The 13,538-nt window shown below is 54.5% G+C and carries 13 protein-coding genes; 7 read left to right on the top strand and 6 right to left on the bottom strand.

Annotation, left to right across the window (positions count from 1 at the left end):
• Positions 1-28: 28 nt before the first annotated feature.
• Positions 29-544: a GNAT family N-acetyltransferase gene (locus tag OGY83_RS16335; protein WP_286636329.1), complete on the top strand. Its 516-nt coding sequence runs from the start codon at positions 29-31 to the stop codon at positions 542-544.
• 134 nt (positions 545-678) lie between these two features.
• Here the strand turns inward: OGY83_RS16335 and tsr are convergent, their stop codons facing one another.
• A complete protein-coding gene (tsr, locus tag OGY83_RS16340; RefSeq protein ID WP_079937176.1) occupies positions 679-2,340 on the bottom strand; it encodes a methyl-accepting chemotaxis protein in 1,662 nt (553 codons plus the stop codon).
• A gap of 191 nt (positions 2,341-2,531) precedes the next feature.
• Between tsr and OGY83_RS16345 the strand changes: the two genes are divergently transcribed.
• The 4 genes from OGY83_RS16345 to yjiA all read left to right on the top strand — a co-directional run bounded on the left by OGY83_RS16345 (position 2,532) and on the right by yjiA (position 6,879).
• The gene (locus tag OGY83_RS16345) at positions 2,532-3,074 is read left to right on the top strand and encodes a hypothetical protein (RefSeq protein ID WP_003830032.1); all 543 of its coding nucleotides are present in this window, start codon (positions 2,532-2,534) and stop codon (positions 3,072-3,074) included.
• A 289-nt stretch (positions 3,075-3,363) separates the two neighbouring features.
• On the top strand, positions 3,364-5,514 hold the full coding sequence (btsT, locus tag OGY83_RS16350) for a pyruvate/proton symporter BtsT (RefSeq protein WP_079937177.1): 2,151 nt from the start codon (positions 3,364-3,366) through the stop codon (positions 5,512-5,514).
• A gap of 201 nt (positions 5,515-5,715) precedes the next feature.
• Complete coding sequence (locus OGY83_RS16355; RefSeq protein ID WP_003830038.1) at positions 5,716-5,910, top strand: YbdD/YjiX family protein; 195 nt, start codon at positions 5,716-5,718, stop codon at positions 5,908-5,910.
• A gap of 12 nt (positions 5,911-5,922) precedes the next feature.
• A complete protein-coding gene (gene yjiA / locus OGY83_RS16360) occupies positions 5,923-6,879 on the top strand; it encodes a GTPase (protein ID WP_123268645.1) in 957 nt (318 codons plus the stop codon).
• A gap of 104 nt (positions 6,880-6,983) precedes the next feature.
• Here the strand turns inward: yjiA and OGY83_RS16365 are convergent, their stop codons facing one another.
• From OGY83_RS16365 to OGY83_RS16380, 4 genes are all read right to left on the bottom strand, one after another.
• Positions 6,984-8,048, bottom strand: coding sequence for a DUF2955 domain-containing protein (locus OGY83_RS16365; RefSeq protein WP_286636332.1), 1,065 nt, complete (start codon positions 8,046-8,048; stop codon positions 6,984-6,986).
• The gene (locus tag OGY83_RS16370; RefSeq protein ID WP_286636335.1) at positions 8,038-9,105 is read right to left on the bottom strand and encodes an HlyD family secretion protein; all 1,068 of its coding nucleotides are present in this window, start codon (positions 9,103-9,105) and stop codon (positions 8,038-8,040) included. Before OGY83_RS16370 ends, OGY83_RS16365 begins: the two co-directional genes overlap by 11 nt.
• Before the next feature lie 6 nt (positions 9,106-9,111).
• Positions 9,112-9,576, bottom strand: coding sequence for a MarR family winged helix-turn-helix transcriptional regulator (locus OGY83_RS16375; RefSeq protein WP_049041985.1), 465 nt, complete (start codon positions 9,574-9,576; stop codon positions 9,112-9,114).
• A 148-nt stretch (positions 9,577-9,724) separates the two neighbouring features.
• Positions 9,725-9,889, bottom strand: coding sequence for a DUF1127 domain-containing protein (locus OGY83_RS16380; protein ID WP_286636337.1), 165 nt, complete (start codon positions 9,887-9,889; stop codon positions 9,725-9,727).
• Positions 9,890-10,066: 177 nt separating this feature from the next.
• Between OGY83_RS16380 and OGY83_RS16385 the strand changes: the two genes are divergently transcribed.
• Positions 10,067-11,479 carry an aminotransferase-like domain-containing protein gene (locus OGY83_RS16385; RefSeq protein ID WP_080625766.1) on the top strand — a complete coding sequence of 471 codons (1,413 nt, stop codon included), beginning with the start codon at positions 10,067-10,069 and terminating at the stop codon, positions 11,477-11,479.
• 51 nt (positions 11,480-11,530) lie between these two features.
• Here the strand turns inward: OGY83_RS16385 and OGY83_RS16390 are convergent, their stop codons facing one another.
• Complete coding sequence (locus OGY83_RS16390; protein WP_286636339.1) at positions 11,531-12,445, bottom strand: Rpn family recombination-promoting nuclease/putative transposase; 915 nt, start codon at positions 12,443-12,445, stop codon at positions 11,531-11,533.
• Between the two features lie 230 nt (positions 12,446-12,675).
• On the opposite strand from OGY83_RS16390, the gene OGY83_RS16395 reads away from it, so the two are divergent.
• Positions 12,676-13,491: an AraC family transcriptional regulator gene (locus OGY83_RS16395; protein WP_286636340.1), complete on the top strand. Its 816-nt coding sequence runs from the start codon at positions 12,676-12,678 to the stop codon at positions 13,489-13,491.
• Positions 13,492-13,538: the final 47 nt, after the last annotated feature.

Consider the following 13,538-nt stretch of genomic DNA (forward strand, 5'->3'; position numbering starts at 1 on the left):
CGTTTATCGGGCATGTTATGCTCCTCGTATGAACATCACCTTGCGCGCTACTACTCTGGCAGACACTGCCGCTCTTCCCGCCATCGAACGATCTGCGGGGCAACGTTTTTTACTCATCCCCGAACTGGCGTGGATTGCTGACGACCAGATTATATCGCTTGCCCAACATCAGGCATTTGCCGCCGCAGGCATGAGTTGGCTGGCGCAGGTCGATGCGCTTCCGGTCGGTTTTTTGGTTGCCGAAACGCTGGGGTCATCACTATTTATTGCTGAACTGTCGCTGCATCTGGAGTGGCAGGGGAAAGGAATTGGCCGCGGATTGATTGAGTATGTTGCCGAACAGGCGCGTGAGAAAGGTTATACGTCGCTCGCGCTGACTACTTTCCGCGATGTGCCGTGGAATGCGCCATGGTACGCGCGACTGGGTTTTGAAATGCTGGCTGACGAGACGCTGCCTGCAACGTTGCGCCAGAAAAGAGAAGAGGAAGCGGCGCATGGACTGGCATATGAATCGCGCTGCGCCATGCGCCTGATGTTGCGCTAATTGCCCGATGGCGGCTACGCCTTATCGGGCCTACGTAACATTCCCCACAGGCCGGATAAGCGATAGCGCCATCCGGCAACCACGTAACTTTCCTGTAGGCCGGATAAGCGACAGCGCCATCCGGCATCACAGGTTTAGAACGTTTCCCAGTTATCTCCGGCATCCGTCACCGCGGCTTTACGCGGCTGGACCGTTGAAACCGGTTTAACGGCCGCGACGTCACGCGCACGCTGTTGGTCATGCTGAATACGGAACACGGCAACGGCCTGAGTCAGACGGCTGGCCTGTTCTTCCAGCGCCGCAGCGGCGGCAGCGGATTCTTCCACCAGCGAGGCGTTCTGCTGCGTCACGCGATCCATCTCGGCAACAGCCAGACCAACCTGGTCAATACCGCGGCTCTGTTCATCAGAAGCAGAGGCGATTTCACCCATAATATCGGTCACGCGGGTTACCGCATTGACGATCTCATCCATGGTTTCACCGGCGCTTTCAACCAACGTTGAACCCACATCCACACGGCTGACCGAGTCTTCAATCAGGCTCTTGATCTCGCGCGCGGCCTGCGCACTACGCTGGGCCAGGTTACGTACTTCACCCGCAACTACCGCAAATCCACGGCCCTGCTCGCCCGCACGTGCCGCTTCTACCGCGGCGTTGAGTGCCAGAATGTTAGTCTGGAAGGCAATGCCGTCGATGACGCTGATAATGTCGGCGATTTTCTGCGAACTGGATGCGATGTCGCGCATGGTTTGCACCACGTTATCCACTACTTTGCCGCCTTTCTGCGCGGTTTCAGAAGCACTCAGCGCCAGATGGCTGGCCTGACGTGCGTTTTCGGCGTTCTGCTTCACGGTCGCCGTCAACTGTTCCATGCTGGCTGCGGTTTCTTCCAGAGATGCAGCCTGCTGTTCGGTACGCGAGGAGAGATCGTTATTGCCCATCGCAATCTCGCTGGCCCCGCTGTAAATCGCATTGGCACCGTTACGCACGTCACCCACGGTGTTCATCAGCTCACCCTGCATATGGCGCAGGCTTTCCGCCAGCTGTCCAATCTCGTTGGAACCTTCCACCTCAATACGCTTCACCAAATCGCCGCTGGCGATATGACGAATGCTGTCGATCAGACGGTTCATTGGAGAGATAAGGGTCAGTTTGATACCAAACCAGACCGCAATAATCGCCGCCAGTACGGTAATCAGCACACAAACCAACACCCACATCGCCTGGCTGTAAGAACTGTTGTTATCTTCCACCGCGATGTCATACAGGCGATCGTTCTGCTGCATGTAATTGATATACTGCTTCTCAAAACCATCCTGATAACTCTGCGTCGGTTGATCAAAGAATGCGTTGATCTTCCCGTCACCCAGTAACTGGATCAGCTCCGCCAGCGCACCGTGATAGATGTCATAGGTGCGGTTAATCTCCTGGAAAGCGGCTTCGCTTTGGCGCGGATCGCGCGGGAGAGACTCGTAAATCGCCCAGTTTTTTTCCGTCAGCTTCAGCGCCGTACTCGCCACCTGCATCAGCTCGGCAACGGTCGCGCCGCTACCGATATTGCTCTGATCCATCATGTAGCGAATGCCTGCCCGGTTCAGGGTGTTACGCGTTTGCAGCAGCTCAACCCAGGTGGCGTTCAGCGCAGACTGTTGCTGGCGAATGGTTTGCAGAACGGTAAAGTTCTCTTTGTCATTCTTAAGTGAGTTAAAAAACAAGCCGCCAGAGGCGAGCTGTAAAAGGCCAAATAGCGCCAATACCAGCAGTAAGCTGGTAACAATCTTCATTCGTTTTAACATGTTTTCTCTTTCCGCTAGACAGATACTCTGGTTTTCGGCCTGGAAAGAGAAAACTTTATGGTGCCAGCAATTGCCACAGAATTATCGTTTTCACATTAAATACCGTTCCCTATGACAAATTACGCAAAAAATTAGTCGTTCCATTACGTCTTAGGTGTAGGATTCCGGTTTTTGAAGGAAAGGATGCTTCTATGTTAAATCGCGATTTTGATCACCTATCCACCCTCGCACACCACTTTTTTGAACGTGAAGATATTCGCCAAAAGCTCAATATCATCGATCAGTACAACATCTCCGGTTGGGAAGTCTGGATGCAGATAGAATTTGCCAATCTGCTGGCTTCGACGGGTCATGAATGGTGGCGTGAACAAACTCTTGCTTGCGATCTCCGGAAAAATCCACAGCGTTTGTCAGTGCGTGCAGATTTCTTGTTGCGGAAAAAAGGCTGGACGCAGGATAGCTACATTGCGCTTGAACTCAAACAGAACCAGGATCCGACAAGCTGCGTCAGAAATATGATTGCTGATTTGGTTAAAAGCGCAAAAATCAAACGTTCGGAATTAGAGCTGCGTAGCTTCTGGACGCTGGGGGTAACGCCCCGCATAGATAAAGAGCGCCTCGATGAACTCATTGACTACTATCTGGATGAAAAATATTACCTGACTAAATCACGTAAGAAACATGTGTTGCTCAGAGACATCGAACATACGCCTTACTGTTATATCGTAATCTGAGTCTCTCAGTGAGGTGCTTTGTCAGTGGGAAAACACGGCATGTAGACAGGCAAACGCTATAATGCCGTGATCTCAATCACATAAATATCCCCGTTAACCCCTACCGCTTACCGCTCACTGACACTTGGGACCGCTTAAGCTGACATACAACCGCTCACTTATTTACCTTACTTTACGCGCGTAATTCTCTGGCAAGATCCCCCCAACATAGCAGTCAAATAACCTCCTCAAACACAAGATCAAACCCACGCGGCTTCGGCCAATTATTAATTAGATACCAGGTTTTACTATGGATACGAAAAAGATATTCAAGCACATACCCTGGGTGATTCTCGGAATCATCGGTGCATTCTGCCTCTCGGTAGTGGCATTACGTCGGGGTGAACACATTAGTGCCCTGTGGATCGTGGTCGCCTCAGTTTCTGTTTATCTGGTGGCCTATCGTTACTACAGCCTGTACATCGCCCAAAAGGTGATGAAACTTGACCCAACGCGTGCTACGCCAGCGGTCATCAACAATGACGGTCTGAACTACGTTCCAACCAACCGTAACGTATTGTTTGGCCACCACTTTGCCGCTATCGCAGGTGCAGGTCCGCTGGTTGGGCCGGTACTGGCCGCGCAGATGGGCTACCTGCCCGGTACGCTGTGGCTGCTGGCAGGCGTCGTGCTGGCCGGTGCGGTGCAGGACTTCATGGTGCTGTTTATCTCTTCCCGCCGTAACGGCGCATCTCTGGGTGAGATGATCAAAGAAGAGATGGGCCCGATCCCGGGAACCATTGCGCTATTCGGCTGCTTCTTAATCATGATCATCATCCTCGCAGTACTGGCGCTGATCGTGGTAAAAGCGCTGGCGGAAAGCCCGTGGGGTGTGTTCACCGTCTGCTCAACCGTACCTATCGCGTTGTTCATGGGAATCTACATGCGATTCCTGCGACCGGGGCGTGTGGGTGAAGTGTCGGTGATTGGTATTGTGCTGCTGGTTGCTTCTATCTACTTCGGCGGCGTGATTGCGCATGACCCGTACTGGGGCCCGGCGCTGACCTTTAAAGACACCACCATTACCTTTACCCTGATCGGTTACGCGTTTATCTCTGCGCTGCTGCCGGTATGGCTGATCCTCGCTCCGCGTGACTATCTGGCTACCTTCCTGAAAATCGGCGTTATCGTCGGTCTGGCGGTGGGGATTGTTATCCTCAACCCGGAACTGAAAATGCCGGCGATGACGCAGTACGTTGATGGTACCGGTCCGCTGTGGAAAGGCGCTCTGTTCCCGTTCCTGTTCATCACCATCGCATGTGGTGCGGTATCAGGCTTCCACGCGCTGATTGCTTCCGGTACCACACCGAAGCTGCTGGCCTGTGAAACCGATGCGCGCTTTATCGGTTACGGCGCGATGCTGATGGAATCCTTCGTGGCGATTATGGCGCTGGTTGCCGCGTCTATCATCGAACCGGGTCTGTACTTCGCGATGAACACCCCGCCTGCAGGACTTGGCATCACCATGCCGAACCTGCATGAAATGAGCGGCGAAAACGCACCGCTGATTATGGCGCAGCTGAAAGATGTTACCGCACATGCGGCAGCGACCGTCAGCTCCTGGGGCTTCGTCATTTCGCCTGAGCAGATCCTGCAAACCGCGAAAGACATCGGTGAACCGTCCGTTCTGAACCGTGCAGGTGGCGCACCGACGCTGGCTGTGGGTATCGCTCACGTATTCCACAAAGTGCTGCCGATGGCTGATATGGGCTTCTGGTACCACTTCGGTATTCTGTTTGAAGCGCTGTTCATCCTGACCGCACTGGATGCCGGTACCCGTTCTGGCCGCTTTATGCTGCAGGATTTACTGGGTAACTTCGTGCCGTTCCTGAAGAAAACCGACTCCCTGGTTGCAGGCGTTGTAGGTACTGCGGGCTGCGTAGGCCTGTGGGGTTACCTGCTGTATCAAGGCGTTGTTGACCCGCTGGGCGGCGTTAAGAGCCTGTGGCCGCTGTTCGGTATCTCTAACCAGATGCTGGCTGCCGTGGCACTGGTGCTGGGCACCGTGGTGCTGGTTAAAATGCAGCGCACCAAATACATCTGGGTTACCGTTGTTCCGGCAGTATGGCTGCTTATCTGCACCACCTGGGCGCTGGGTCTGAAACTGTTCAGCACCAACCCGCAGATGGAAGGCTTCTTCTTCATGGCGAATCAGTACAAAGAGAAGATTGCTAACGGCGGCGAACTGACCGCGCAGCAGATTGCCAACATGAACCACATCGTCGTCAACAACTACACCAACGCAGGTCTGAGTATTCTGTTCCTGGTGGTGGTGTACAGCATCATTTTCTACGGGTTCCGTACCTGGCAGAAAGCCCGCGCCATCGACGGTCGCTCTGATAAAGAGACACCGTATGTACCGGTGCCGGAAGGCGGCGTGAAGACCTCTTCACACCACTAATCTGAAGCCGGGTGGCGAGCGCTTACCCGGCCTCAATCACTTAGTGCCGCAGGCGTAATTGGCGCAGTCAGTTTGACCGCGGACAGCGCGCAGCAACCGGAGCGTACACGCAGTACGTGAGGATTGCGAGCACTGCCCACGGTCAAAATGGCAAGTAAAATAGCCTGCATCTACGAGCTCAACATATATCCGGGGCGTTTTATGTTTGGTACTTTAGGTCAGGCAAAGAAATATCTCGGTCAGGCGGCGAAGATGCTGATTGGCATTCCGGACTACGACAACTATGTCGAGCACATGAAGACCAACCATCCCGATAAGCCTTACATGACCTACGAAGAATTCTTCCGCGAGCGCCAGGAAGCCCGCTACGGTAGCGGCGGAAGCAGTTGCTGTTAGAAGGAGAAGTGAATGACCCCGATTGCAGTTACCCTACTCACCGGTTTTCTTGGCGCGGGTAAAACCACCCTGCTGCGCCATATTCTCAACGAGCAGCACGGTTACAAGATTGCCGTTATCGAAAACGAATTCGGCGAAGTCTCGGTGGACGATCAGCTGATTGGCGATCGCGCTACGCAGATCAAAACCCTGACCAACGGCTGCATTTGCTGTACCCGCTCCAGTGAGCTGGAAGACGCATTGTTAGACCTGCTAGACAACCTCGACAAAGGCACCATCAATTTCGACCGTCTGGTGATCGAATGCACCGGCATGGCCGATCCCGGCCCGATCATTCAGACCTTTTTCTCCCATGAAGTGATTTGCGAACGCTACCTGCTGGACGGCGTAATTGCGCTGGTTGACGCGGTACATGCCGACGAGCAGATGAACCAGTTCACCATCGCCCAGTCGCAGGTCGGCTACGCCGATCGCATCCTGCTGACCAAAACCGACGTCGCGGGAGAAAGCGAAAAACTGCGTGAGCGCCTGGCGCGCATCAACGCCCGCGCCCCGGTGTATACCGTGACGCATGGCGATATCGACCTCTCCCTGCTGTTCGACACCAACGGTTTTATGCTGGAAGAGAACGTGGTCAGCGCCAAACCGCGCTTCCACTTTATCGCCGACAAGCAAAACGATATCTCCTCGATCGTCGTCGAACTGGATTACCCGGTAAACATCAGCGACGTGTCGCGTGTGATGGAAAACCTGCTGCTGGAATCCGCCGAAAAGCTACTGCGCTACAAAGGTATGCTGTGGATTGAAGGCGAACCGAACCGTCTGCTATTCCAGGGCGTCCAGCGCCTGTACAGCGCCGACTGGGACCGCCCGTGGGGCGACGAACAACCGCACAGCCAGCTGGTGTTTATCGGTATTAACCTGCCGGAAGACGAGATCCGAGCCGCGTTTGCGGGATTGAAGAAGTAACCCCCTGCTGAATTGCCCGGTGGCGCTACGCTTACCGGGCCTGGAAATTCCACTTTCCCGTAGGCCGGATCAGGCGCAGCCGCCATCCGGCACTCACTGCCCACTCACTCAGTAATCACAAACCGCGTCGCGGCAAAGCAGTTCAACACCCGGTGTACCAGAAATACCATGGTTAACGTTGCCACCAGCGCGACGGTGACGGAGGTGATACGGTACAGATCGCTGAATACCAGGTCCTGATCCGGGTGCAGGTTCTGGCCAAACATAATGCCGATGGTGGTGATACTGGCAAAACCCACGCCCGCGCCGACTTTTTCCATTACGTGCAGACGGGCGCTAAACGCCAGCCCAAGACCAATCAGCGGCATCATCAGCAACATGTGGTTGCTGAAATCATAGATAAGCAGCTGCACCAGCAGAATATACAGGCAGGCCAGCACCACGCCGACCACTCGCCAGATCGAGCTGATCACCGCGCCGCGATAGTGCATCGGAAACAGGATCAAAATCCCTGCCATCAGCGCCGACAGCGAATCACTCAAATCGCAGATCTGGAAGACCACAAAAATCATCGTTGCCACCGTACCGGAAAGCAGCGACTCGTGGCGAACCCGGGCGGCATCTTTCTCAATGCGCGGCGGCGGTAGGCGAGGTTCCACATCCGGGATCAGATAATGCAGCAGCGCGCTCAGCGCCACCGCCATGACGCAGGCTTCCATATTGGAGAACATCAGCGTATGCCAGTTGGTGGTGGGATAGCTCATAAAGTTGAGCATCGTGCTCTGGCACACCACGCCCATCGAGCCGAGCAGAAACAGCGGGCCTTTGCTCATAAAACGAAAGCGCATCACATACAGGCCGAACACCACCAGCGTCATCATCAGCGGCCACTGTGAAAGATAGCCGACAATCAGCACCATTTCGACGCAGTTCACCGCCGCGCTGAACACAAACTGTGTTGCCACATGGCGGTTGAACACCGGCACCAGCGACAGCAACATCAGCGGATAAACCACAAAAAATACGCCGTACTGCACGTTGTAGAATGTCGAGATACTCAGCGCGATTGTCCCGGCAATGGAGATACGCAGGGTCTGGCGAAAATCATTGGCGGTGTAGACAATATTCCCGTGCGGCGTAAAGACATGGGCCAGCGTGTTAATAGACATAATGCAGCCAGCTGACGAGGTGGATCTGCGCCCCGGCAAAGGTGCGGGCGAACATCCCTTCGCTGTTATACAGCTGTACCGTGGCGCGCGCCCCGGTCGGTAACGGCGTGTCGAGCGGTTCGTTCAGCGCCACATGAATGCGCATACGCTGAGCATCGCGCACCCAACGGGTGGACTGTTCCGGTTGCGACAACTGGCCGTTAACCTGTTCCTGACCCGCAAGAATACCGGCATCACTGCTGGTGACTCGGGCAGAGAAAACCTTGCCCGGCATGGCGTCGAACACCACGGCGGCATCGGTATCAACCCGAGTGTGGCGCAGACTTTTCTCGCGAAAGTCAGCCACGATATCGGTCTGATGGCTGACCAACGCCAGCAGCGGCGTGGCGGCGGTGGCATACAGTCCGGGGCTAAGCTGGAGATTGCTCACCGTGCCGTCGCTTTGTGCATACACTTTGCTCCAGCCGAGGTTCAGTTGCGCCTCTTCCAGCGCGTTACGGTATTTTTGCAGCGTCACGTTATGCTTGTCATCGCGCTCGCCGCGCTGGATCAGCAGGTTCTGAATACTGGCATTCAGCGCCGCTACCGACTGCTCGCTGGTTTGCCAGGCGGTGCGCACCTTGTCGAGATCGGATTGCGAGACGTTCTGCATGGCGCTCAGGCGCTGATAGCGGTCTAAGGTGGTCTTATCGTTGCGGGCGTTGAATTGCGCGGTGCGCAGGTTGGCGCGGGCAGAGGCGATCTGTGCATCCAGCTGTTGGTTGCCCAGCTTCGCCTGCTCAAGGGCAATTTGCGCCGCCTCGACCTTATTGATAAATGGCGTCGGATCCAGTTCGTACAGCAAATCGCCCTTCTTCACCTGGCTATTGTTATGTACATGCACCTGCGAGACGTAGCCGGAAACGCGTGAGGAAACGGGTGTTACCACACGCATTACCGTGGAGTCCGGCGTCAGCGGGATCCAGATATCGGCAACGATAAACCAGGCGAATATTACCAGGAAAGCGGTAATACTCACCCTTACCCAACGGGCAAATTTTTGTTCTGGGGTCATCATAGTTTTTTAGTGTTGATTGTCTTCTTCGCGGATTGTCCGCAAATTGCAGGCGAGTTGATTTAAGGTCGCACTGAAGGAGGCAAGCTCCGCTTCAGGAATGGTGCAGGTGACGCGATGTTGGTATGTCTCAATCACCCGGTTTAGTTCTTCAAGCCTTGAGCGGCCTTGCGCGGTCAGCGTTAGCAGGCGGATGCGTTTGTCATAAGGCGATGTAGAACGCAGCAGATAGCCCTGCTTTTCCAGCTGCGAGAGAGTGCGCATCAGCGGCGGCAGTTCAATGCCCTGCATTTGTGCCAGTTCGCTAACCGAGACGTTGTCTCCCAGTTGATACAACTGCATCAGTACCGTCCAGCTGGATTGCGTCAGGCCAGTATCGGTGATGGCAGCATCAATAATGGCCCGCCACTGGCGCACCACCATTGCCATGCGCATCCCCATCGGGCGGCGGGCAAACAGTTCATCTTCAGTCATCTTTCTTTCCTCTCATCGCTGAAGAGAAAATAATACTTATCAGGATAAGTATCAAGAAACGGACTAACCAGAAGCATGAATTGATAAATATCGTGAATATAAAAGAGGCCGGGGCGATAACCCCCCAGCCTCTGTCGATGAAAGAAAATCACTCCACCTGATCGCGTCGCAGCCCGACGTCCCGCAGCCGCTCGTCGCTCATCTGTTGCAATACGCGCCGCGTTTGCGCTCGCAGCCGCCACGCCTTGTATGCCCGCCAGATCAGTACAAACCCAATAAACGGCTGTTCTGCTTTATTCTCGTGAAATTCCATACCTTGCCTCCCCACCTTGCCAGAGGCTCTATCTTCACGGATCTGGTCCAAAACAATACAGACTCACAAAGTACTTTTATTTAACATACAGATTGGTTAAAAAGAGTTCTGCATCGCTTTTTTCACGCCAATCTGTACCGGTTTTTTAATCTGTATGGTACCCATGAGGGATACAGCATGACGCGTTACCAACATCTGGCCAACCTGCTGGCCGAACGCATTGAGCAAGGGCTGTATCGCCATGGCGAAAAACTGCCCTCGGTACGTAGCCTGAGCCAGGAGCACGGGGTCAGCATCAGCACCGTCCAGCAGGCGTATCAGACGCTGGAACAGCGCCAGCTGATCACGCCCCAGCCGCGATCCGGTTATTTTGTCGCGCCACAAAAAGCGCAGCCACCCGTGCCACCGATGTCGCGCCCGGTGCAGCGTCCGGTCGAAATCACCCAGTGGGATCAGGTGCTGGATATGCTAAAGGGCAACGCGGACAAATCGATAATCCCGTTTAGCAGCGGCGTGCCCGACATTGATCAACCGAGCCTGAAGCCGCTGTGGCGCGAGCTCAGCCGCGTGGCGCAGCATAATCTGCGCGCGATACTGGGCTACGATGAAATATCCGGATGCCGTGAACTGCGTCAGCAGATTGCGCGGCTGATGCTGGACGGCGGTTCAGTGGTCAATGCAGACGATATTGTGATCACCAGCGGCAGTCAGAGCGGGATGTCGCTGGCGCTGCTGACGGTCTGCCAGCCCGGAGATATTGTCGCCGTTGAATCACCGGCCTACTACGGCACGATGCAGCTACTGCGCGGCTTAGGGATCAAGGTGATTGAGATCCCAACCGATCCGGATACCGGGATCAGTATTGAAGCGCTGGAGCTGGCGCTGGATCAGTGGCCGATCAAAGGTGTGCTGCTGGTTCCCAACTGCAACAACCCGCTCGGATTTATTATGCCGGATGCGCGTAAACGGGCGGTGCTCGCCCTCGCCCAACGGCACGATATTGTGATTTTTGAAGACGATGTGTATGGCGAACTGGCCACAGAGTATCCGCGCCCGCGCACGATCCACTCCTGGGACAGCGACGGTCGGGTAATACTCTGCAGTTCATTTACCAAATCCGTCGCCCCCGGTCTGCGCGTGGGTTGGGTGGTGCCCGGTCGCTATTACAACAAACTGCTGCACATGAAGTACGCCGTCATTGGAACTAACGTTCCCGCTACGCAACTGGCAGCGGCTTCCTTTGTGCGCGAAGGTCATTATCATCGGCATATCCGGCGTATGCGCCAGATTTATCAGCGTAATATGGAGATCTACACCTGCTGGGTACGGGAATACTTCCCCTGCGGGATCTGCGTCACCCGTCCGAAAGGCGGCTTTATGCTGTGGGTCGAGCTGCCGCTCCAGGTCGATATGGTCTGTGTCGCTAAGCAGCTCTGTCGCCTGAAAATCCAGGTTGCGCCGGGTTCGCTGTTCTCCGCATCGGGGAAGTATCGTAACTGCGTACGCATCAACTGCGCGTTGCCGCCAAACGAGAAGCATCGGGAAGTGATGCAAAAGCTCGGCGAGGCGGTAAAAACGGCGATAGAGTAAACCGGAGCACCCGGTGTTTCCGGGCTGGCAATTAGGCGGTTTAAGTCATATCTAATGGCTTACGCCCTGAATATCTTCAGCGGAAAGCCGGGTAATTTTTTGCACCGTGCTGATATCGATGCCATCAGCCAGCATGGTGCGGGCAATACGCAACGCCTCAGTTCGTTTCCCCTCTATAAGTCCTTCCAGCCTGCCTTTTTGTAGCCCTGCCTCATGCAATCTGTCCGCAATCGTCATCAAATGCTCCTTATGCTGCGGTGAACGTTCGGCAACCCCGCGAATAAACTCACTGAATCGAGGTGCATCGCCAGTTCGTAAAATATAATTAAACAGCGTCTTTATCTGGCTGTCATTAGTCAGTCCGGTAAGTAACAAGGAAACAATTTGCTCAACCAGCCCCATAAGATCGCGCTGACGGATATGTTTTTGGATTAACTCCAGCAGCGCCATACGTCGATGCTGCACAATTTCGTCATCCGGTATGACCGTAATATCCACCAGCGGAAACGCCGCAGCATACAGCTTACGAGCCAGCTTCGGGTTGGCAAACTCATCCAGCCAGCACAGTGAATAAGGGTACGGGCTTTTAGCACCATGATAGAACAGCATCGGCACCACCAGCGGCAATTGCTGATGCCCGGCATCTAAATGTTTCTGCATGGCTGCTACCGCATAGCGCATCAGTCTGAATGCCATATGCGCATCCGGTGTGCTTTGGTGTTCAATCACCACGTAAATATATCCATCCCCATCCGTCGTTTTCACCGACCACAGCACATCGGAATAATACGCACGTAAACCCTCTTCAATGAAACTGTCTGACTCGAGTTTAAGCGTCTGAAGATCGCAAAGCTCGCGCAGCGAAGCGGGAAGATGTATTTGTAGGAAATCCCGAGCAGTCTCAGGGTGGCGTAAAAACGTTTTAAAAACCGCATCGTGCGGAGTGGAAGTGGGAGCTTTGTTCATGGCGATCCATCACCTGGAAATAAGATGCCGTGACTGTAGCGCCGTAAAATCGTCCCCTCACCTGCAACTTTCTCTCTTTGCGAGGCAATTTCCGGGATATCAACGTCCTTATGTAACGTCTGCATTTGTCTGGAACACGTCACGCAAAATCGCCATCTCAATGCACATTCCTACTTTTTCACCACTCGGCCTGTGCTATAACAAATCATCACTTACAGGGAGGACACGGTGTGACGCATACCCGGGATATTCCACAATCGTTCTGGCGTGATGAGCAGTTGCCGTGGCTGGAACTGCGCAGTACCTGGCAAAGCCAGCAGGCCTATAAGCGGCATCACCACTCTCAGCTCTCGATTGGGGCAATTCTCGAGGGGGAAACGTGCTGCCTGTGTGATGGCAAGGAATACCATCTGCAGGTGGGCGATCTGATTGTGATCCCGCCGCTGGCACCTCACAGCTGTAATCCAGTTAACGGACAGTTTCGTAGCTATCACATGCTTTATCTTGATACCCAGTGGTGTCTTGCTAATCTGCCTGCACAGAACACCAATCAGCTGCTTTGCACGCGTGATCCCGTTATCCGCGATGCGCAATTATTCCAGCGCTATATGTACCTTGTGGCGCTCATGCCGCAACGGCAAACCGCGCAAATAACGGATGCCGCGCAAGCATTGCTTCACTCGCTGCCGTTGCAGTCGGTCACACCAGAAAACCTAAGCGCCACCAGCCAATATCTGTGCGAACGGTTGCAATCCAGCCTGCTCGCACCGCCCTCACTCGATGAGCTGGCACATGAGTGTCACATGCGTAAAGAGACGCTGATCCGTACCTTTAAGCAGGACACCGGGCTGACGCCAGGAAGTTATCTGAACATCATACGGATTGACTATGCTCGCCAGCGGCTGCGGGCCGGGGACGAAATTGCCGATGTCGGCTACCAGAGCGGGTTTGCCGACCAGAGCCATTTCCATCGCACCTTTGTTCGCTACACCGCCGCCACACCGCGCCAGTACGCCTTGGGACGATCAATATCAGACAATAATTAACGCTGTGTCAGGCGTACGGTGATCTCAGATTCATTCTCTGAGGTTGC

Origin of the sequence: Citrobacter sp. Cpo090, assembly GCF_030332665.1 — a bacterium.
GTDB classification, from domain to species: Bacteria; Pseudomonadota; Gammaproteobacteria; order Enterobacterales; family Enterobacteriaceae; genus Citrobacter; species Citrobacter portucalensis.